The 19,976-nt window shown below is 35.8% G+C and carries 18 protein-coding genes; 11 read left to right on the plus strand and 7 right to left on the minus strand.

The genetic code is table 11. The annotated features are described in order from the left end of the window. Position 1 precedes the first annotated feature (1 nt). Positions 2 to 358: a histidine triad nucleotide-binding protein gene (locus PHQ93_RS02510; protein WP_299940443.1), complete on the minus strand. Its 357-nt coding sequence runs from the start codon at positions 356 to 358 to the stop codon at positions 2 to 4. Between the two features lie 123 nt (positions 359 to 481). Here PHQ93_RS02510 and pheS point away from each other — a divergent pair, with 123 nt between their 5' ends. The 7 genes from pheS (at position 482) to serA (ending at position 9,735) form a co-directional block, all read left to right on the plus strand. Next, positions 482 to 1,474, plus strand: a complete 993-nt coding sequence (pheS, locus tag PHQ93_RS02515) for a phenylalanine--tRNA ligase subunit alpha (protein ID WP_299940446.1) — start codon at positions 482 to 484, stop codon at positions 1,472 to 1,474. Further along, positions 1,471 to 3,810, plus strand: a complete 2,340-nt coding sequence (pheT, locus tag PHQ93_RS02520; protein WP_299940448.1) for a phenylalanine--tRNA ligase subunit beta — start codon at positions 1,471 to 1,473, stop codon at positions 3,808 to 3,810. The genes pheS and pheT overlap by 4 nt, the downstream gene beginning before the upstream one ends. Further along, positions 3,807 to 5,087, plus strand: coding sequence for a 3-phosphoshikimate 1-carboxyvinyltransferase (gene aroA / locus PHQ93_RS02525; protein ID WP_299940450.1), 1,281 nt, complete (start codon positions 3,807 to 3,809; stop codon positions 5,085 to 5,087). The genes pheT and aroA overlap by 4 nt, the downstream gene beginning before the upstream one ends. Next, positions 5,084 to 5,917, plus strand: a complete 834-nt coding sequence (locus PHQ93_RS02530) for a 4-hydroxy-3-methylbut-2-enyl diphosphate reductase (protein WP_299940452.1) — start codon at positions 5,084 to 5,086, stop codon at positions 5,915 to 5,917. The genes aroA and PHQ93_RS02530 overlap by 4 nt, the downstream gene beginning before the upstream one ends. Before the next feature lie 91 nt (positions 5,918 to 6,008). After that, a complete protein-coding gene (locus tag PHQ93_RS02535; RefSeq protein WP_299940454.1) occupies positions 6,009 to 7,661 on the plus strand; it encodes a 30S ribosomal protein S1 in 1,653 nt (550 codons plus the stop codon). A 5-nt stretch (positions 7,662 to 7,666) separates the two neighbouring features. Next, positions 7,667 to 8,146: a hypothetical protein gene (locus PHQ93_RS02540; RefSeq protein ID WP_299914096.1), complete on the plus strand. Its 480-nt coding sequence runs from the start codon at positions 7,667 to 7,669 to the stop codon at positions 8,144 to 8,146. After that, positions 8,146 to 9,735 carry a phosphoglycerate dehydrogenase gene (gene serA / locus PHQ93_RS02545; RefSeq protein WP_299940457.1) on the plus strand — a complete coding sequence of 530 codons (1,590 nt, stop codon included), beginning with the start codon at positions 8,146 to 8,148 and terminating at the stop codon, positions 9,733 to 9,735. Before PHQ93_RS02540 ends, serA begins: the two co-directional genes overlap by 1 nt. 97 nt (positions 9,736 to 9,832) lie before the next feature. Here the strand turns inward: serA and PHQ93_RS02550 are convergent, their stop codons facing one another. The 5 genes from PHQ93_RS02550 to PHQ93_RS02570 all read right to left on the minus strand — a co-directional run bounded on the left by PHQ93_RS02550 (position 9,833) and on the right by PHQ93_RS02570 (position 16,302). Beyond that, positions 9,833 to 11,515: an efflux RND transporter permease subunit gene (locus PHQ93_RS02550; protein ID WP_299940459.1), complete on the minus strand. Its 1,683-nt coding sequence runs from the start codon at positions 11,513 to 11,515 to the stop codon at positions 9,833 to 9,835. Then, entirely contained in the window at positions 11,515 to 13,098 is a 1,584-nt protein-coding gene (locus PHQ93_RS02555; protein ID WP_299940461.1) for an efflux RND transporter permease subunit, read from the minus strand. The genes PHQ93_RS02550 and PHQ93_RS02555 overlap by 1 nt, the downstream gene beginning before the upstream one ends. Positions 13,099 to 13,108: 10 nt before the next feature. Continuing rightward, positions 13,109 to 13,897 (minus strand): efflux RND transporter periplasmic adaptor subunit, encoded by a 789-nt coding sequence (locus PHQ93_RS02560; protein WP_299940464.1) that lies wholly within the window; start codon positions 13,895 to 13,897, stop codon positions 13,109 to 13,111. Beyond that, entirely contained in the window at positions 13,894 to 15,264 is a 1,371-nt protein-coding gene (locus PHQ93_RS02565) for a TolC family protein (RefSeq protein WP_299940466.1), read from the minus strand. Before PHQ93_RS02565 ends, PHQ93_RS02560 begins: the two co-directional genes overlap by 4 nt. A 78-nt stretch (positions 15,265 to 15,342) precedes the next feature. Next, on the minus strand, positions 15,343 to 16,302 hold the full coding sequence (locus PHQ93_RS02570) for an HD domain-containing phosphohydrolase (protein ID WP_299940468.1): 960 nt from the start codon (positions 16,300 to 16,302) through the stop codon (positions 15,343 to 15,345). An 86-nt stretch (positions 16,303 to 16,388) separates the two neighbouring features. On the opposite strand from PHQ93_RS02570, the gene PHQ93_RS02575 reads away from it, so the two are divergent. Genes PHQ93_RS02575 through PHQ93_RS02590 form a run of 4 tightly spaced genes read left to right on the plus strand, consistent with a single transcriptional unit; the run spans position 16,389 to position 18,638 of the window. After that, positions 16,389 to 16,709 carry a hypothetical protein gene (locus PHQ93_RS02575; protein WP_299940471.1) on the plus strand — a complete coding sequence of 107 codons (321 nt, stop codon included), beginning with the start codon at positions 16,389 to 16,391 and terminating at the stop codon, positions 16,707 to 16,709. After that, positions 16,694 to 17,326 carry a type III pantothenate kinase gene (locus PHQ93_RS02580; protein WP_299940481.1) on the plus strand — a complete coding sequence of 211 codons (633 nt, stop codon included), beginning with the start codon at positions 16,694 to 16,696 and terminating at the stop codon, positions 17,324 to 17,326. The genes PHQ93_RS02575 and PHQ93_RS02580 overlap by 16 nt, the downstream gene beginning before the upstream one ends. Continuing rightward, entirely contained in the window at positions 17,320 to 17,946 is a 627-nt protein-coding gene (gene hisG / locus PHQ93_RS02585; RefSeq protein WP_299940482.1) for an ATP phosphoribosyltransferase, read from the plus strand. The genes PHQ93_RS02580 and hisG overlap by 7 nt, the downstream gene beginning before the upstream one ends. Beyond that, a complete protein-coding gene (locus tag PHQ93_RS02590; RefSeq protein WP_299940484.1) occupies positions 17,946 to 18,638 on the plus strand; it encodes a class I SAM-dependent methyltransferase in 693 nt (230 codons plus the stop codon). Before hisG ends, PHQ93_RS02590 begins: the two co-directional genes overlap by 1 nt. Positions 18,639 to 18,744: 106 nt before the next feature. On the opposite strand, the gene PHQ93_RS02595 is transcribed toward PHQ93_RS02590, so the two are convergent. Continuing rightward, the gene (locus PHQ93_RS02595; protein ID WP_299940487.1) at positions 18,745 to 19,863 is read right to left on the minus strand and encodes a metallophosphoesterase; all 1,119 of its coding nucleotides are present in this window, start codon (positions 19,861 to 19,863) and stop codon (positions 18,745 to 18,747) included. Positions 19,864 to 19,976: the final 113 nt, after the last annotated feature.

Raw genomic sequence — 19,976 nt, forward strand, 5'->3', positions numbered from 1 at the left:
TTTAAATCATACTCTTTGGGTCTGCGTCGCTTAAATGCGACCATGCTAGTTTTGCTCCGCCAAGCAGATGAAAATGGAGATGTTTTACCTCTTGCCCTCCGTCTTCTCCGATGTTTGTTATAACTCGATACCCGCTTTTGTCAATACCTAACTCTTTTGCAACATCTTGCATAAAAAGAGTCATATCTTTCATAATTTGAGGCGTTACTTCATTAAAACTATCTACATGAATTTTTGGAATAGCCAGTATATGTACGGGAGCTTTTGGATTTATATCGTGAAATGCCAAAAAATTCTCATTTTCTAATATAATATTTGAGGGTATTTCATTGTTAATTATTTTACAAAATATGCACATTATGCTTCCTTTTTTTATTTATTGTAGCATATAAAATGCTAAATGAAGCTATATATAAATTATATTTGACTATAATCCCTTTAAAATTTAAGAGGGAATTTCCCTCCAGTACGGGTGAGTCTATTGAAAGATTGGTATGACGCAATAAAAGAAGCACAAAGTGTTGATAAAATCGAAGAAATTCGTATATCCGTGTTTGGAAAAAAAGGTGTTTTGGCGGCAGAATTTGCTAGAATGAAAGAAGCACCGGATGAAGAAAAATCAAAAATTGCACAAGAGCTAAACATTCATAAAAATGCACTTATGAATGAATTAACTGCAAGAAAAATAGTTCTTCAAACATTAGAGCTGCAAGCGCATATGAAAGCACAAGCAGTTGATGTGACCATGTTTAGCTCCCATTCTGAAGCAGGTGCGCTGCATCCCGTGATGGAGACTATGGATAGAATAGTAGAATATTTTTCATCTATGAATTTTGCCGTAAGAACGGGAACGATGGTAGAAGATGATTTTAATAACTTTGAAGCTCTAAATCTTCCAAAATATCATCCTGCTCGCGATATGCAAGATACATTTTACTTTAAAGACGAGATGCTGCTTCGTACACACACATCGCCTGTTCAGATAAGAACAATGATGAGCACAAAGCCTCCTATCCGTATGATAGCGCCGGGAGCGGTTTTTAGAAGAGATTACGATATCACCCATACTCCTATGTTTCATCAAGTTGAGGGGCTTTTGGTTGATAAAGAGGGAAAGGTCTCTTTTGCAAATCTGAAGTTTATTTTAGAAGATTTTTTAAAGTACATGTTCGGTGATGTAAAAGTTCGTTTTCGTCCTAGTTTCTTTCCTTTTACGGAGCCTTCGGCAGAGGTAGATATCTCATGTGTATTTTGTAAAGGCGAAGGTTGCAGAGTTTGTTCTAAAACCGGATGGCTGGAAGTTTTAGGTTGCGGAATCGTAGATCCTAATGTCTTTAAAGCAGTAAAATATGAAAATGTGAGTGGATATGCTTTTGGTCTCGGTGTTGAGAGATTTGCAATGCTGATTCATCAGATAGGAGATCTTCGTTCGCTTTTTGAGGGAGATATTAAGTTGCTGGAGCAGTTTCGATGATAGTTACTAGAAGTTGGTTAAACGAGTGGATAGATTTAAACGGGGTATCTACGGATCAGTTGGCAAAAACATTTAACTCTATCGGTTTAGAGGTAGACAGTATCTCAACTTATAAAGTTCCTCAAAAAATAGTATTCGGTAGAGTCTTAGAGTGCGAAAAACATCCTGATGCCGATAAGCTGAATGTTTGTAAAGTAGATGTCGGAGATGCTGTTTTACAAATTGTTTGCGGTGCTTCAAATGTTAGAGCCGGACTTGATGTAGTTGTTGCAACCGTCGGTGCAGTTATGCCTGATGGAATGGTTATCAAACAAGCAAAACTTCGCGGCGTTGAGTCTGAGGGTATGATTTGTTCGGCTAAAGAGATAGGTTTGCCGGATTCAAAAGATGGAATAATGGAGCTTGATGGCAGTATCGGAAAATTCAAACTGGGTCAAGAAGTTTGTGAAAACCCGATATTTAGCGATGATGTCATAGAGATAGAGCTAACCGCTAATCGTGGTGACTGTTTAAGCATTAGAGGTATTGCAAGAGATTTGAGTGCAGCCTTTGATAGAGCGCTTAGAGAAAGAAATATAAAAGAGAGTGAAGAAAAAAGAGTCGGAATAGGGCGAATCTTGGCTCTTTCGCATGAAAATAATTTAAATGTAAATATTCGCTATAAAGCTGTGGATTTAAAAGAATTGAAATTGTCTTTTGTCGTTAAACTTAGACTTTTACAAATAGAAGAGAAAAAAGAGACTGATATAGAATCTGCTATAGCCTATGCAACACATAGCAGCGGAGTTGTTTTAAGAGCATATAACCATGGCTTTTTCTGTGCTAAAGATGAGATTTTGGCAAAAGCATCATTATGTCAGGATGAGAATGGCTTTGCATCAATAATGGCAAGAGAAAATAAGAAAGCTTCCACTATAGGAATAACTCAAGAAGATGCTTCTAAAGCAACTAGCGATGAGGGAATTGTCTTAATTGAAGCTAGCTATATTCCGCCGGATATTATCTCTAAAAAAATGCAAAGTAAAAAAATGGCTGCGGGTCATAGTTATTATAGAGCTTCAAGAGGAAGCGAGCCGGATTTAGATCAGGGTCTAAATTATTGTATCGATTTTATTGAATCAAACTCCGCTTCATCTGTTTTTGGCGGTACGATTGAACTTTACGATATGCACGAAGATAAAATCATAAGCGTTAGCAAAAAAGAGATTGATGAAATTGTCGGCGCTAATATCGATAAAGCTAAAATAACAAAAATATTGAAAAACTTAGGTTTTGAGACTACAAAATTATCAGCTGAAGATTTTGTTGTTTTAGTTCCGAAATTTAGACACGATATATCAAACAGACAAGATATAGCCGAAGAGATTGTTCGTTTAATCGGTATTGACAATATCCCTTCAAAACCTTTTACTTTTACTGAAGACAACAGACTCGGGGATGATTATTTTAGGTATAAAAAAAGACAGACATATAGACATAAAGCTGCCTATAGCGGATTTTTTGAGTCTGTCTCTTTTGTTTTTGACGATAAAAAAATTTTACAAGAGTATGGATTTGAAACCCTTGATGAGAGCAAAGAACTGCTTAATCCTATCGTAAATACGCTAGATACTCTAAGGTCTACACTCTTGAGTGGATTGCTTAGAGCTGCATCAAATAACTCTAAAAACGGATACTCGTCGGTAAAACTTTTTGAAATTGGTTCCGTATTTAGCTCACAAAGAGAGGAATCTTTGAAGATGGCAATGCTCTTTAGCGGAGATAGAGAGTCTCAAAGTTTGTCAAACTCCGGGAAACCTCTAAAAGTTGATTTTGGATTTTTTGCTCAAAAGGTTTCAAATATTATAGGAGAGTTTGAACTTCGTGAGTTTAAAACGAAACATTCGCTCTCACACCCATTTCAGTCTGCTGCCGTAGTAATGGAAGGTGAAGTAGTCGGAGAGCTTTTCCGTCTTCATCCAAATGTTGAAGATAGTTATGATTTAGGTATAACATATATGTGTGAGCTTGATTTTGAAAAACTGCCGAGCGGTTTAAAAACTGCAAAAAAAACCTCAAAATATCAGGCATCATATAGAGATTTGAGTATTGTAATGCCAAAAGAGATGAGTTATGAAAAAGTAAAGAGTGTGATTGAAGAGTCTGCAACACTAGAGCTTGTTCGTTTTTATCCGGTTGACAAATACAGTGATGAATCACTAGGTGAAAATATGAGTCTATCTATTCGTTTTGTTCTGCAGTCAAATGATAAAACACTTGAAGAAGAAGATATTACAAAAGCAATGGATTCTATCTTAAATGCACTTAATAATAAACTAGGAATTGGTATTAGATGAGCAGCGTAAAAGTTAGTAAAGCGGCAAAATTTTCACTTCGTATTTCTGAGATAGCACCGGATAAATCAATATCTCACAGATGTGCAATGTTTGCTATGCTAGCAGACGGAACAAGTGAGATAACTAACTTTTTAAGAGCGGAAGATACGCTAAATTCTCTACAAATTGTAAAAAATCTAGGTGCAACCGTAGAAGATGACGGTATGACTATCAAGATAAGTTCCGACGGGATAAAAGAGAGTAGTGAAATTTTAGATTGTGGAAATTCAGGAACGGGAATGAGGCTTTTTTGCGGACTTTTGAGTTCGGCAGAGGGACATTTTGTTTTAACGGGAGACGAATATCTTCGCCGTCGTCCTATGAAGCGGGTAACTGCTCCGCTTCGTGACATCGGTGCAAAGCTTGACGGCAGAAATAACGGTGATTTGGCACCGATTAGCATAAGGGGAGCATCTCTTAGAGCGTTTAATTATGAGAGCAAAATCGCTTCTGCACAAGTTAAGAGCGCTATGATTTTAGCGGCTCTTAGAGCTGATGGCGAATGTAGCTACAAGGAGCCTGAACTTAGCAGAGACCATACGGAGAGAATGTTAAAAGGTATGGGTGCGGAGATAGAAGTAGATGGTTTAACTACTAAAATAAAACCGATGAAAAAACTTCTCTCACCTCTAAAAATAAGAGTTCCAGCTGACCCTTCAAGTGCATTTTTCTTTGGAGTTGCAGCTGCTATAACTCCAAATTCCGATGTTGTTTTAGAGGGCGTTACGCTAAATCCGACACGCATTGAAGCATTTGAAGCACTGCGTAGAATGGGTGCTGATATAAGATATGAGACGACGGATAATAAGTATGAACCTATCGGGAATATACATGTAAAGTACTCTTTGCTTAAAGCTATAACGGTTGAAGATAATATATCTTGGCTTATTGACGAACTTCCGGCACTCTCTATCGCTTTTGCGTGCGCAGAGGGTGTAAGTGTGGTAAAAAATGCAGAGGAACTTAGGGTTAAAGAGAGCGATAGAATCTCAACCGTAGTAAACGGACTTAGAGCTTGCGGGATTGAAGTAGATGAAGTTCATGACGGTTATAGCGTAAAAGGCTCAGAACTTAAAGCCTCTACTATCAACAGCCATGGAGATCACAGAATAGCTATGAGTTTTATGATAGCGGGTCTTAAGTGTGGAATGGAAGTAGAGGATGTTGAGTGCGTAAATACCTCTTTTCCAAACTTTTTTGAACTTTTACAAAAAATTACAAAAATACAAACAGTATGAAAATTGAACTTGCCGAGAGTTACGGATTTTGTTTTGGGGTAAAGCGAGCTATAAAAATAGCAGAAGAGAATAAAAATTCTGCAACATACGGTCCGTTAATACATAACTCCAAAGAGATTGAGCGCTTAGAAAAAGATTTCAAAGTCGGTCTTACCGATGATCATAAAAGTTTTGCTTCAGGTGATAAAGCAGTAATCAGAACACACGGAATACCCAAAAATGAGTTAGCCGAGTTAAAGGCAAATAATGTAAATGTTGTAGATGCAACATGCCCCTATGTTACAAAACCGCAGCAAATTTGTCAGGAGATGAGTAAACAAGGGTATGAGATAATTATTTTCGGTGATGATGCTCATCCGGAGATTAAAGGCGTAAAAAGTTATGCCATGTACGGTGCGACGGTAGTTACATCACCAAAAGATCTTGAAAATCTAAAGTTAAAAGAGAAAATTGCTTTAGTTGCTCAAACAACAAGAAGAGTTGAAGATTATATGGAAATTGCAAACTATCTTATCCCAAGACATAAAGAAGTCAGGGTTTTTAACACGATATGTAATGCAACTTTTGAAAATCAAGAGGCTGTTAGAAAAATTTCTGCTAAAGCCGATATCATGATAATCGTAGGCGGAAAAAATTCTTCAAATACTAAAGAACTTTTTAAAATATCTTGTGATAATTGCAGGGACAGCTATCATATAGAAGATGAAAAAGAACTTGATTTTTCTTGGTTTGACAATAAAGAGTTTTGCGGTATTAGTGCGGGTGCTTCAACGCCTGATTGGATTATACAAAATGTTGTTAATGCAATCGAAAATAATTTAAAAAATTAAAAAATAATCTGCTTTTTATAGTTCTATTTCTGCATAAATTAATCAATAATTAGGTATAATCACGAAATTTTTATGTAACAGAGGATAGGTAATGGCGTTCGATAACGAATCATTTGAAGAAGAGAATTTTGCAGAAATGTTTGCTGCAAGCGAGAAGCAGCAAGAGACAAGTCGCATTGTAGAGGGTGAAATTGTTGAAATCCAAATGGATGAAAATAGAGCATTAGTAGGTGTTGGCGATAAACTAGAGGGTATTCTTAGTTTAGACGAAATCAGCGAAAATGGTAAATTGAAATTCAATGTTGGTGATAAAATCAAAGTAATGGTTACGGGATACTATAATGAGCGTCCTAAAATATCATATAAAAAAGTTTTAGAGCAACAAAAAACTATTGATTTTATTGATCAACACAAAGAAAACTTCGAAGATATAATTATTGATGGTGTTATTACTAAGAAAAATCGCGGCGGTTATGTAGTTGAAGCTGACGATGTGTCATTCTTTATGCCTCGTTCACTAGCTGCTTTTAAAGATAACGATGAAGTTGTCGGACGTAAAATCAAGGCTCAAGTAGTAAAGATAGATCCGGAACAAAATTCAATCGTTGTATCTCGCCGTAAACTTTTTAACGATGAGCGCAAAAAGAAAAAAGAGATTATTGACAAACTAATGGAAAATGATGCTCTTGTTGAGGGTACTATCAAAAAAATCACTAGCTACGGTATGTTTGTAGATGTAGGCGGGGTTGACGGTTTAGTACACTACAACGAAATCAGTTACAAAGGTCCTGTTAATCCTTCTAAGCTTTATAAAGAAGGTGACAGCGTAATGGTTAAAGCTATCTCTTACGATAAAGACAAAAGACACCTTTCATTATCTATTAAAGCTGTTCAATCTGATCCTTGGGCAGAAGTTGAAAGCGAGTTGGATGAGGGTGACACTATTACCGTAACCGTTTCAAATGTTGAAGCTTACGGCGTGTTTGTTGACCTAGGAAACGATATTGAAGGTTTCTTGCATATATCTGAAATTTCTTGGGACAAAAATGTTAAAAATCCTAGCGACTACTTAAAAGTCGGTCAAGAAATTGATGTAGAAGTAATTGAGATTAATCCAAAAACTCATAAACTTCGTGTTTCATTAAAAAGACTTTTACCAAAACCGTTTGATGAATTTATGAAAAATCACCATGAAGGTGATGTGATTTCAGGAACTGTTACATCTTTAACTGATTTTGGTGCATTCGTTCGTATTGACGGTGTTGAGGGTTTACTACACAATCAAGATATCTCTTGGGATAAAAATGTTAAGTGTAAAGACGTTTTAAAAGCAGGTGATAAAGTTGAAGTTAAGATTGCTAAAATCAATGCAGAAGATCAAAAAATATCATTAAACAGAAAAGCTCTTTTAGAGAGTCCGATAGATGCATTTGCAAAAGCTCACAAGTTAAATAGTGTTGTAACCGGAACGATTCGTGATATTAAAGATTTCGGTGTATTTGTATCTTTAGGAGAAGGTGTTGACGCACTTATCCGTGATGAAGATCTTGCTCCGTTAGAAAAAAGCGATTTAGCAGTAGGTCAAAAAATAGAAGCTGCAATCGCAGTCGTAGATACTCGCCGTGATCGTATTCGTCTATCTGTTAAAAAATTAGATTATATAAAAAGCCAAGCAATGCTTGAAGAGATTAATGATAATCACTCACACTCTTTAGGTGATTTAATTAAAGACAAATTTAAGTAAAAATTGTGCGAAAGATTCTAAAATGGCTTACCCCACTTATTGCGGTGGGAGTGGCTATTTTTATCGTTATTTTTCTTATTTCAATTAACTCAAACGAGACTTCTTTTAAATTAGCCCCTCTTGAGCATAAGAGTGAAACTGCTGTAAAAGAGCCTGAAAAAATTTGGTTAGACCATTTTTCAAAAACTGAAAAATCTGGATATTTTTATCCGGTAAATGAAGTTTTGATTCAAGTTGATTTAAATGAGAAAATAGCAAACAGTACCGTATACAAACTCTCAGCTCCACTGTTGGATCCATATCAGCTCTTCTGCTTAAAAGAGGAACTAAAACGACATCAATTAGAATATTATCTTAAAAAAGATAAGAGTGGAACGGAGTTGCTCATTTACTCAAAAGACAGAGATAAGTTAAACTCTCTTGTTGAAGTGTTAAAAAATTATCAAATTTCAGCCAATGTCGGGCTATACAAAGAGGATATATAATGCAAAAACATACCATAGTAGTTTGTGACCATATACATGAAGCCGGTTTAGAGATGCTTCGCAATGACGAAAGCATAAATTTTATAATGGCAGCCGATGAAGATAAGGTAAAACTTTTAGATATTATCGAAAAAGCTGATGTTGCGATTACGAGAAGTTCAACAGATGTTGATGATAAGTTTATTGCGCATGCTAAAAATATGAAAGCAATAGTTCGTGCAGGTGTCGGTGTTGACAATGTCGATATTCCGGGATGTTCAAAAGAGGGGATAATCGTAATGAATGTCCCGACTGCAAATACTATTGCTGCGGTTGAACTTACGATGGCGCATATGCTCTCTTGTATGAGAATGTTTCCATATTCACACAACCACTTAAAAGAGCAAAGAGTCTGGAAAAGAGAAGATTGGTACGGATATGAGTTAAAGGGTAAAAAACTCGGAGTAATCGGTTTTGGTAACATCGGGAGCCGCGTAGCAAAAAGAGCTCAATCATTTGAGATGGATATAGTTGCTTACGACCCGTATATCAATCCGTCAAAAGTTACCGACCTCAATATGGTTTACACTAAAAATTTTGAAGATATTTTAGCGTGCGATATTATTACTATTCATACGCCTAAAAATAAAGAGACTGTAAATATAATTAATAGTGCAGAGATTGCCAAGATGAAAGACGGCGTGGTTCTAATCAACTGTGCAAGAGGCGGTCTTTATAACGAAGAAGCACTATATACAGGTTTAAAAAGCGGTAAAATTCGTTTTGCAGGTATTGATGTTTTTGTAAAAGAGCCGGCAACAAACAATCCGCTTCTTGATCTTGATAATGTTACGGTTTCTCCTCATTTAGGGGCAAATACTTATGAATCTCAATACAATATCGGAGTTCAAGCTGCAGCAAATGCTATAGCTGCAGCAAAAGGTATATCATATGCACATGCTATGAATCTGCCTATAGATGAGAGTAAAATACCGTCTTTTGTTAAACCGTTTTTAGAGATGGGACAAAAAATCGGTTTCTTAGAGTCTCAGCTTAATAAATCTCAAATTGTTGCTATAAAAGTTAGCGGACAAGGCGAGATAGCTAAATATGTAGATTCGCTTGCTACTTTTGTAGCGGTTGGCGCAATGAGCCAAATCAGCGACGATACGATTAACTATGTAAATGCTGATTTTATAGCAAAAGAGAAGGGTATTAAAATAGAGTTTGAAGCTCTAAACGACTCATCTGTTTATAAAAATTTAATCACTATAAAGTTGACTACCGCAGAGGGTGGAACTACAACGATTAGTGCTACAATTTTTGATGATAATGTTTTTAGAATTGTTTCAATCGATGGATTTGATATAGAAGTTGCGATTAAAGGCGATATGATAATACTTAAAAATCAAGATGTTCCGGGTGTTATCGGAAATATCGGTACGACTTTAGCAAAACATAATGTAAATATTGCCGATTTCTCATTAGCTAGAAATGATAAAAAACAAGCGCTTGCAGTTATCTTGGTTGATAGCATTATAAGTGATGCTACTCTAAGCGAACTTCTAAAAATTGATGCTTGTTCAAGCGTTCAGTACGCTAGACTTTAAGACTGCATAAACTGGATTCTGGGTCAAGCCCAGAATGACGAAATTATACTATTTTCGTCACCCTGAATTCAATTCAGAGTCTAATATAAATTCTTTCCTACTTTAAATCAAAATGTCTTTTTAAATCCGCATTATATAGAAGTATAGGAACGACTATCAACGATGCAACGACTGCTGCAATCGTTCCAAATATAAGAGCAACTCCAAGACCGCCAAATACTGCATCTCCTGCTAAAAGTGTTGAAGCCAGTATTATTGCCGCAGCAGTTAAGAAAATAGGTTTTGCACGCGTTGCCGTTGCATAAGCGATAGCTTCGGCTTTATTCATTTTGCCGTCTCTCATTAAAGAGGCCGTAAAGTCTATCAAAAGAAGCGAATTTCTTGAACTTATCCCTATAAGGGCGATAAAGCCTATAAGCGAAGTAGCCGTTAAGAAGAATGTATCAGTGCTAAAGAGATTCATAATCCAGTGCCCTACAATGACACCTATAATCGATAAAAACGAACCTAAAAGTATAATTCCGCTTAGCGTATAGCTTTTATAGTATATTACCATTAGTAAAAATATAAGAACTAAAGCAGCTATAAATGCCGCACCTAACTCGACAAAAGTATCAAGCGTTACTTTCATCTCTCCATCCCAAATTAACTTATATACATCTTTAGAATTTTTATCGGTAAGCATAAGGTTGAATAGCCCGATTTTTTCAATATTATATCTGTCGCTAAATGTGTTTAAGATTATATTTCTTGCCTCCATAAGAGGGTAAACTTGTGAAACCATATCGGTCTCAGCCATGATATTTGTCATTTTATGCAGATTTTTGCTCATAATCATAGGATTTGATTTTTTAGGCACTATTTTTACCAGTTCCGTAATGGATGTCATCATTCCTGTATGACTCATAAGTTTTAATGATGAGAGTTTTGCTTTTATTGCATTTATATCTTTTGATGAAAATTTCTTAGATTCATGGCTTAAAGATAGATATATAGGGATTTGATCATTAACTACATCGGAGTTTTTAACTGCAATCTGCATACCCTCAAACGCTAAGTAGAGTATGTCGTTTAACTGCTTTACATCTACGCCGGATAGTGCAACTTTGATGCTGTCTACTTCAACTTCAAATTTGTCGTAAATCTCATCTTGCATAACTTCTATATCTACTAAACCTTTAGTATTTTTAAATACACCCTCAACTCTAGATGATAATTCTCTCATACCGTCTATATTGTCTCCATATACTTCTGCTACTATTGCTGCTAAAACAGGAGGTCCTGCAGGCGGTTCTACAAATGAGATTGTTGTTTTATCATGTAGCGAAGCACACTTTTGTACAATGTCTGGTCTCATTCTTTGTACCATTAAGTATGAGGGCTCTTTTCTATGATGTTTTTTTGATAGATTTACTACCATTTCGGCTACATTTTCGGAATTTTTAAAGTGGGAACCTTTAATGAGCCCCGCAAAATCAAGAGGTGCTCCCATGCCTAAAAATACCTCAAAATCTTCGACTTCTTTCTCTTTTTTGATAAACTCTGCCACACACTCCGTCACTTCTTTTGTCTGCTCTATTGAGCTTCCTTCGGCTAATGTCGTATAAATTGTAAAAGTATCGTTGTTTTTTCCCGGCAGCATTTTTGCTAAAACCATCTTGCTTGGAGCTATCATAAGTACCGATAAAACAAAGGCAGCAAAAGTTGCCCCAAGAATTAGATTTCTCTTGGCAGGACTTTGGATACCGTTATAAACGGCATTTTGAAATTTTTTAAACATTAATGTTTCTCCTTGTCATGGAAATCCGGTCTTTTTAACATTCTGGCTGCTAGATACGGTGTAAAAATGTACGCGACAAAAAGTGAAGCGATAAGAGCAACAGGGACATTCGCCGGAATCGGTTTCATAAACTGCCCCATCATCTGCCCGACAAAAGCCATAGGTATCATAGTCATAATAATCGCTAAAGTTGCGATATTTGTAGGCGGTCCAATTTCATCCGTTGCTTCAACCATAATATCATCCACGCTTTTGTTCGCAGACTCTTTTGAATGGAAATGTCTATGGATATTTTCAATTACGATAATTGCCGCATCGACTAAAAGCCCGAGTGAGAGCAAAAATGCAAAGAGAGTTATACGATTTATGGTCTGTCCGGTTAGATAAGCGACAAAAAGCGTAATTGCAAGAATTGCCGGAACCGTAAATGTAACGATAAGAGACTCTCTCCAGCCAAGAACTAAAACAAGCAGTATTGCAATAATTACGATAGATAAAAGAAGATGATAAACCAACTCATTAACGGCTTCATTTGCCCTCTCACCGTCATTTCTAGTAATAGCATAGTTAATTCCGTTGTTATGCAGATACTCTTTATAACTTTCAAGCTCCGTTTTAACGGCATTTGCTATAACTACCGCATTTGTACCTTGAAGCTTTGATACGGTAAGTGTTACCTGATTTTGCAGAGGTGAAAAACTTCCGCTTTCATCTTTTTTGCTAATCGTTGCCGATTTAAAGTTTTGTATATCGTGCGAGTACGCAATTTTTGCAACTTGTTTTAAGTAAATCGGTGAACCCATATACTGCGCAACTATAATATTGCCGATATCATCCGCACTCTCTATCGCATTTTTAACACCGAGCATAATTATCTCATTATCTTTAGTTCTGTTTTTAACGGCGGGAACACTGTATGAGAGTGATTGAACGCCTTGGACTATTTGACCCATGGATATATTGTAACCTGAGAGTTTGTTTAAGTCTACTTCAACATTAAATTGATGTTTGTTTCCGCCTTTTAATTCGGTTACCGCAACATTTTGCAGTCCGTTTATGCGGTGTTGTATATCTTTGACTTTATCATAGAGTTCTGTTTTGCTCATATTTTCGTCTTTAGAGTAAAACGCAACGGAGACGACGGGAATATCTACATCAATGTCAAGAGGCTTGATGATCGGATTCATGGCTCCTTTTGGAAATATGTCGTAATTTTGCATAATCTTGTCATAAACTTTAAGGTTGGAGTCCTCTTTTTTCTCTCCGATGAAAAATGCCGCATTGACGATTCCTACATTATCCATCGCCATAGACGAGATATTTTCTACACCTTTTACCTCTTTTAGTTTTCTCTCTAACGGTTTTACTATTACTTTTTCAATCTCTGCGGCACTGGCTCCCGGAAGTGCAACTATGACTGTCGATCCGCTTACTACCATTTGAGGATTCTCTTCTCGCGGCATAATGCTTAGAGCTAGATAGCCGATGGAGAGTAAAAACACACCAAGAACAATAGTAAGGGGATTTCTTAAAAAACCTGCTGCCAGCTTTCCTGCAATATCTGTCGGTTTATAACTATTCATGCTTTAAACCTTACTCAATTACAACGGTAGCATACATACCCGGATAGATTGAGCTATATACATTTTTAAATGAAATTTTTATCTTAAACGAGTGTGTCATCGGATTTGAGCTAGGTATGATAGCGCTTATTGTTCCTGTCGTATTTATATTTTGTGAAGGTATATTGATGACTACTTTTTTCCCCTCTTTTATGAGATTTAAATTATCCTCTGAGATTTCGGCAGATATTTTTAGGTTTGTTAAATCTGACAGTTCAAGTGCAGGCATTCCCGGCATTGCCATTTCACCGACATTTATATTTTTACTTACGATTACACCGTCATTTGGTGCCGTAATATTTAAGTAGCGGTACTGATTTTTTACTTCCAGTAATCTAGTCTCTGCTTGAGCAACCTGTTTTTTTGCAATATCTATCATATTTGCTAAATTTTGCTCATTAAGAGAGAGGTTTTCTACTTCAAACTTTGAAACCATATCTTTTTCAAGCAATCTTTTATGTCGCTCAAGGTTTAGTTTGACATTTGAATATTGATTTTGATACATTTGAAGAGATAACTGAGCCTGTGAAATCCCCAATTCAACTTGAGTAAGGGCAGAATCAATCTCCTTAGAGTCAATCGTATAGAGTAAATCACCTTTTTTTACAAAATCACCCTCAGAGACTTTTACATTTGTAACAAATCCCATAAAACGGCTTGTTATCATTTTTCTATTGTCGCTTATCACCGTACCCGATAGCGTTATGTTTTGTGCCATTAGCGAAGCTGTTAAAGCCAAAAGTGTTAATATTTTTTTCATTGTTTTTCTCCGTTTGCTAGTTTTTCCAGTGCGAAAATTCTCTCATTTCGCTTGTTTATGGTTTGTTGCAGTTGTAAAATCTTTTGAATCTGCTCAGATTGTTTTATAATGACATCGCTCATTGAAGATAGCTTCTCTCTATATCTTGCTTCATAGTTGTTATATATCTCATCAGCAAGAGTAAGCTCTTTTTTTAGAGACTCGATATCCTTATTAAGGCTATCTATCTCAGTTCTAATCTTTTGTGTTTGAAGTTCGATTCCGCTGTTTGCGAGTTCAACTTGAGTCTTTGTTTTTATATACTCAAGCCGTGATTTTTCAACATTCGCATTGTCGATACCGCCGTTAAATATATTCCAAGTAACTCTTGCTCCGAGTGTATATGATTTATGATCGTTTGCATCGCCTAAAAATTTATCATCGGCGGTTGCAATCTCTGCAAAAGCTCCAACCATCGGATAATACGAAGACTCTGCTACATTTATCATGCTTTTTTTCACAGCCAGTCCGCTGTTCGCTTTTTGAATATCTAAGTTGTTGTTAAGTATCTCGCTGTTTGAAACTAAGGGCATTGTTATCTCAAGAGAAGGCGTTTGAATCGATGTTACTTTTTGATTTAGTAAAAAACTTATATAGTGGTAAAGCAGCTCTTTGTTTGATTCCATTTGGGAGATAAGTCTCTCTACATTGCCTTTTTTTGCTTTAACTTCCAGCAAGTCGATTTTTTTTGCATAGCCGACTTCAATCATCTCTTTCGTCATAGCTTCTAAAGTGTTTATATTTTTTAATATGACATTTAAGTTTGAGATGGAATCCTCAAGCAGAGCCATATCATAAAAACTTTTTCTAGTTTCATATATTTTTTCATTGATAACTTGAGATTTTTCTAATTTTTTTATTTTTGTAACGGAGTTCATAATATCTTCATAGCTTGATATCTTAAAGCCTGTAAAAAGCGGGACTTCATACTTTAGTTTGCTTTGAAAATATTTTCTATCCTCCGGATAATTTAGGTTATGCGGCGGAGTAGTATAATTGGGACTTCCCGCCATATAATTATCCATAAACTCTTTGGCTCCGAAATCTCCGAAATTTGCTTCACGTGAGCTTAGTTTAAAACCAAAGACATTGCCGGCATCGTTTGAAGTTGCAAAATCTTGGATGAAATCCAGTTTCCCATAATGATTGCCCGAAGCGCTTTTAGCATCTCTAAGTGCAGCTTCTATATCGGTTTGGGCACTTTTTATCTCTAAGTTTTGGGATTTTAATATCTCTATGGCTTTTTCTAAATCAATAGAATCCGCGGCACTAAGTGATGGGATATTTAGATATAAACTTATAAATATAAAAATAAATATATTTTTCATAACTATCCTTATGTAAGATTAAATTATCTCTAATTATAACAACTATTTTGTTTTATTATATTTAAAAATAAAAATTTTTTACAAGAAAGATTTAAGAAAAATATTAAGATATTTTTGGTTGAATTTATTTACCATATCCGGATCGCGCATCATCATTTTTAAAGCGTTAAAAGTGGTGTAGTTTTGTCTGTGCGGTCTGTTATTGGTCAATGCGTCAAAAACATCGCATATAGCTAAAATAGAAGCAAAATTGCTTATCTCATCACCCGTCAATTGATTTGGATAGCCGCTTCCGTCAAACCTCTCGTGATGGTGCATAACCGCATTTATGATGTACGGATCATGAATTTTGTTTTGATTTAATATGTCTACGCTGTATTGGCTGTGTTTTTGTATCAACTTCATCTCTTCTTGAGTTAGTTGAGCCTCTTTTTGGATGATAGCTTCGTCTATTTTTTTTAAACCGACATCATGCAGCAGTGCAGCTACGCCTATTTTAAGCAGATCATCATCATTAAATTTAAGCATATTGGCAAGTGAAAGAGCATACATAGCTACATGCAGGGAGTGGCTATATAGCACATGGTCATTTTCAAAATATGGCATCGTATTTTTTAAAAATTTTTCATCATATTTTATTAGGTAGATGATTGATTTTATAATTAGCTCAACGCACTCTAAATGTATTATATTATCTTTGTTTGTTGCGTAAATATCAAAGAGCTGCTCACTGATTTTATAAAGAATCATGACCCTTTTTTGAGGATTATCCCTATTGTGCCTGATATAATGCTTTAAACTTTCGCAAGACAGTATCTGTTTATCTTCATCTTTTTTAGATATATATAAACTTTCCTGATTTTTAAGTTTAGTGTATAAGCTCTCGGATATTAAAGTTCCCGCCTCTATGATAATGACGAAATCATCATCTTTTTTGATAAAAATATCAAATGGGGCGACACAGTCTATCTTTAAAAGATTTATGTCTAACACTATATAAGAGTTTGAATAATTTAATTTTGTTTTTATGACTTTCATTGTCAGAATTATAACAAAATTTTTTTTTATAAATCTGTTACTAAAGAATTATTTTGCTAAAATATTTTTTTAAACAAAGGTTTGTGATGCAGAGCGTAGTCGATTCTCTTAGAAAAAAAGGGAAGATTTATAAAAAGATGCTAGAAATTGCGCCAAAAGAGCTTGGCGTGAGAAACAGAATAAAGATATATAAAGCCACTGATATAGCGGGCTATTTTTACTCCATTTTTGCAGTGAGCCAAAAAAGTAAACTGCTTATGAAAGATGTGCATAAATTTGAAGAGATATATGCAAAACTTGCTCTTTTTTGCGGACACAATTTTAAATATAAGATTATCTTTATAGACGCGCCGCTATGCTCAAAAGCCAAAGAGGCTCTAATGCAGCAGGGTTGGAAAATTCAATAATGCTTTTGTGTGACATCGGAAATACCACATATCATTTTTTTGACGGGGATAAAGAGTATAGAAAAGATGTTAAACTTTTTAATCCATCATTCGTTAAAGATGAAGTTTTTTATATCTGTGTAAATCCGCAATTAAAAGAGGTTCTAAAATCTCTTAAAAATTGGGTAGATTTATCTGCTTATGTGGGTATCTCAAACTACTATGAAACCATGGGTATTGATAGAATTGCGGCATGCGAAGCGATAGAGAGCGGAGTGATTGTCGATGCGGGAAGTGCGATAACCGTCGATATAGTAAAAAAGGGCAAATTTGAGGGCGGTTTTATCTATCCCGGAGCAAAAGCAATGGGTGAATGTTACAAAAGTATATCGAGCGTACTTGCTTACTCATTTAACTTTGAGGTGGATTTGGGTAAAATGCCGAAAAATTCCTGTGATGCCATAAGCTATGGATACTTAAAATTGTTGCACAATGAAGTAAAATCATACGATATGGATATATACTTGACGGGCGGAGATGCCCAAAAGTTTGCAAAAATATTTCCTGATGCATATGTGGATGAGATGTTGATATTTAAAGGAATGAAAAATATTATGAAAAAGGTCGGTATATGCTAAGCGTTGCACTTCCAAAAGGTCGTATTGCGAAAGAGACACTAGAGATTTTTGAGACAATTTTCGGTGAGGGTTTTGCGTTTGACGATAGAAAACTCATTTTAGAGACGCCGAAGTTTCGTTTTTTACTTGTTAGAAATCAAGATGTTGCAACTTATGTATTTCATCAAGCTGCAGACATAGGCGTAGTAGGTCTTGATACGCTAGAAGAGCAGGGTTTGGATGTAATCCGTCTGCTAGATCTCAAACGCGGTATATGTAAAGTATCTATCGGTATGAAAAAAGGCGAAAAGTTTGACCTTGATAAACCGGAGATTAAAGTAGCGACAAAGATGGTAAACATCACTAAACGCTACTTTGAAGAGCGCGCGGTATCAGTTGATATCATCAAACTTTACGGTTCTATCGAGCTGGCTCCGCTTATCGGTCTTGCCGATATGATAGTAGATGTAGTTGAGACGGGTGCGACTATGAAGCAAAATGGTTTGGAAGTAGTTCAAGATATGATGACATCTTCAACCTACCTAATCGCTAACAAAAACAGTTATATTGCCAAAAAAGATGAAGTTTTAGATATATATGAGAAGATAAACGCCGTAATCAAAGCAGAGAAAAAATCATAATGACAAATCTAGACCTTTACGCAAAAGCCGAGCATCTCTTAGGCATTGAAGAGGCTACCGAAGCGCTTTACGACTTGTACCGCTCAGAGCTTGAAGAGTATAAAATTAAAACACTTTTAGACATCGGTTGCGGTCGCGGCGGTTTTATGCACAGAATGATAAGCGACGGTGTTGCATGTAAAGGGATTGACCTTAGCGCAGTTATGGTTGCGGAGTGCAGGGAGCAGGGTCTTGATGCCGAGTGTGTCGATGTAAGCCAAGTTGGCGGTAAATATGACGCCGTTGTAGCTATTTTTGATGTGCTTAACTTTTTAAATCAAGACGAACTTTTAAAATTTTTGGATGCGGTTTCACAAAGACTAAACGATGACGGGATTTTTATAGCAGACATAAATACTCTTTACGGCTTTAGCGATGTGGCTGAGGGTACAATGAGCAGTGAAAACGAGAAAGAGTTTTTGGTTGTCGATGCGGTGTTTGAAAATGATGAACTCCATACCAAGTTTACTCTTTTTGAAAAAAACAGAGACTGCAGTTACACAAAGTATCAAGATACGATAGTCCAATATTTTCATAAGGTTAAAACTTTTGAAAAGCTCTCTACTTTAAAACTTATAGATAAACAGACTTTTTCGCTTTACGATACCAAAGACAAGACTCTGCTTATCTTTAAAAAAAGAGTTCTTGCATAACAAAGTTATGCAAGAAGTTTTCTGCCCCGAAAGAGGCAAGCTTTAGTACCATAGCGGTTAGCGTAGCCAAAGGAATTACTTCCTTTGGCGTTTTAAATTAATGTGATTAAACACCGCTAAGAAGTATTTGGGTGATTTCCGAACTCGCACCGAGTCTCATAGGCGGTCCCCAAAATCCCGTTCCTTTGTTTATGTAAATCTGTAAATTTTCATTATGCCTGTGCAGTCCGTTTACATAAGGCTGTTGAAGTCCTACTAAAAGTTTAAACGGGTAGAGCTGCCCTCCGTGTGTATGTCCGCTTAACATCAAATCAACTCCGCTTGTTACCTCTTTGATGAATTTTGGTTGATGAGCTAAAAGTATGGTCGGCGACTCTTTTTTTCCAAGGAGTGCTTTTGGCAAATCGGGTATATGTGTTTTGGTTCTATACCCAAATAAATCATAAACTCCAGCTAAATTAAAACCGCTGCCGTCCTCTCCTATGTAGACATTTTCATTTTCCAAAACTCTTATACCCAAATCTTTTACGGCACTTATGATTTTTTCTATTTCATGGAAATAGTCATGATTTCCGACTATATAGTATGTGCCGAACTTTGAGCTTATATTTGTCAACTCATCCAATACATCTTTTGCATTTAAAACATCCACATCTATCAAGTCACCTGTTATAACGACGATATCGGGATTAAGAGCGTTTACTTTTTGCACGATATCTTTTATAAATGACGCATCTATCAGACCGCCGATGTGCAGATCGCTTATTTGAATAATCTTATACGGCTCTTTTAGGTTTTTAATTTTGATGTCTATACTCTCAACATTTATAAACCTAGCCTCATATAAAGAGCGAATACTAAGGGTTGACGCAACCGCCAACGATGAGATATCTAGGGATTTTTTTAAAAATTTTCTTCTTGATTCTATTACGGGTGCAAATGAGAGTAAAACTATTGAAATATCGTAAATAACTGCGGTGCAAAAGAGTAAGAATAGTATTCCGATAGGGATTGAGAAGAGAAAATAGAGCCAGTTTGGAATATTTACATAATACCTTGCAAGCATATAGCATACAATCCCGATGAGATTTGCAAAGAGAAAAATGTGAAAATAGTGTTTAGCTTTGTCGGAAATATCCAATTTTTTTATAAGTCGCTTAGATATGTACATATTTAGTAAGATAAAGACGCCCAAAAAGGCGCTAAAAAAGAGTATGTAATTCATAAGGCAAAGTATATTAGTAAAAAGAAAACGGTATGGTAAATCAATACCAAAGTACTATTTACTTATAGATTTGCATATGTTAATATTTTTGCATAATTAAATTTGGAGGTGTG

Source organism: Sulfurimonas sp. (assembly GCF_028714975.1).
GTDB lineage: Bacteria > Campylobacterota > Campylobacteria > Campylobacterales > Sulfurimonadaceae > Sulfurimonas.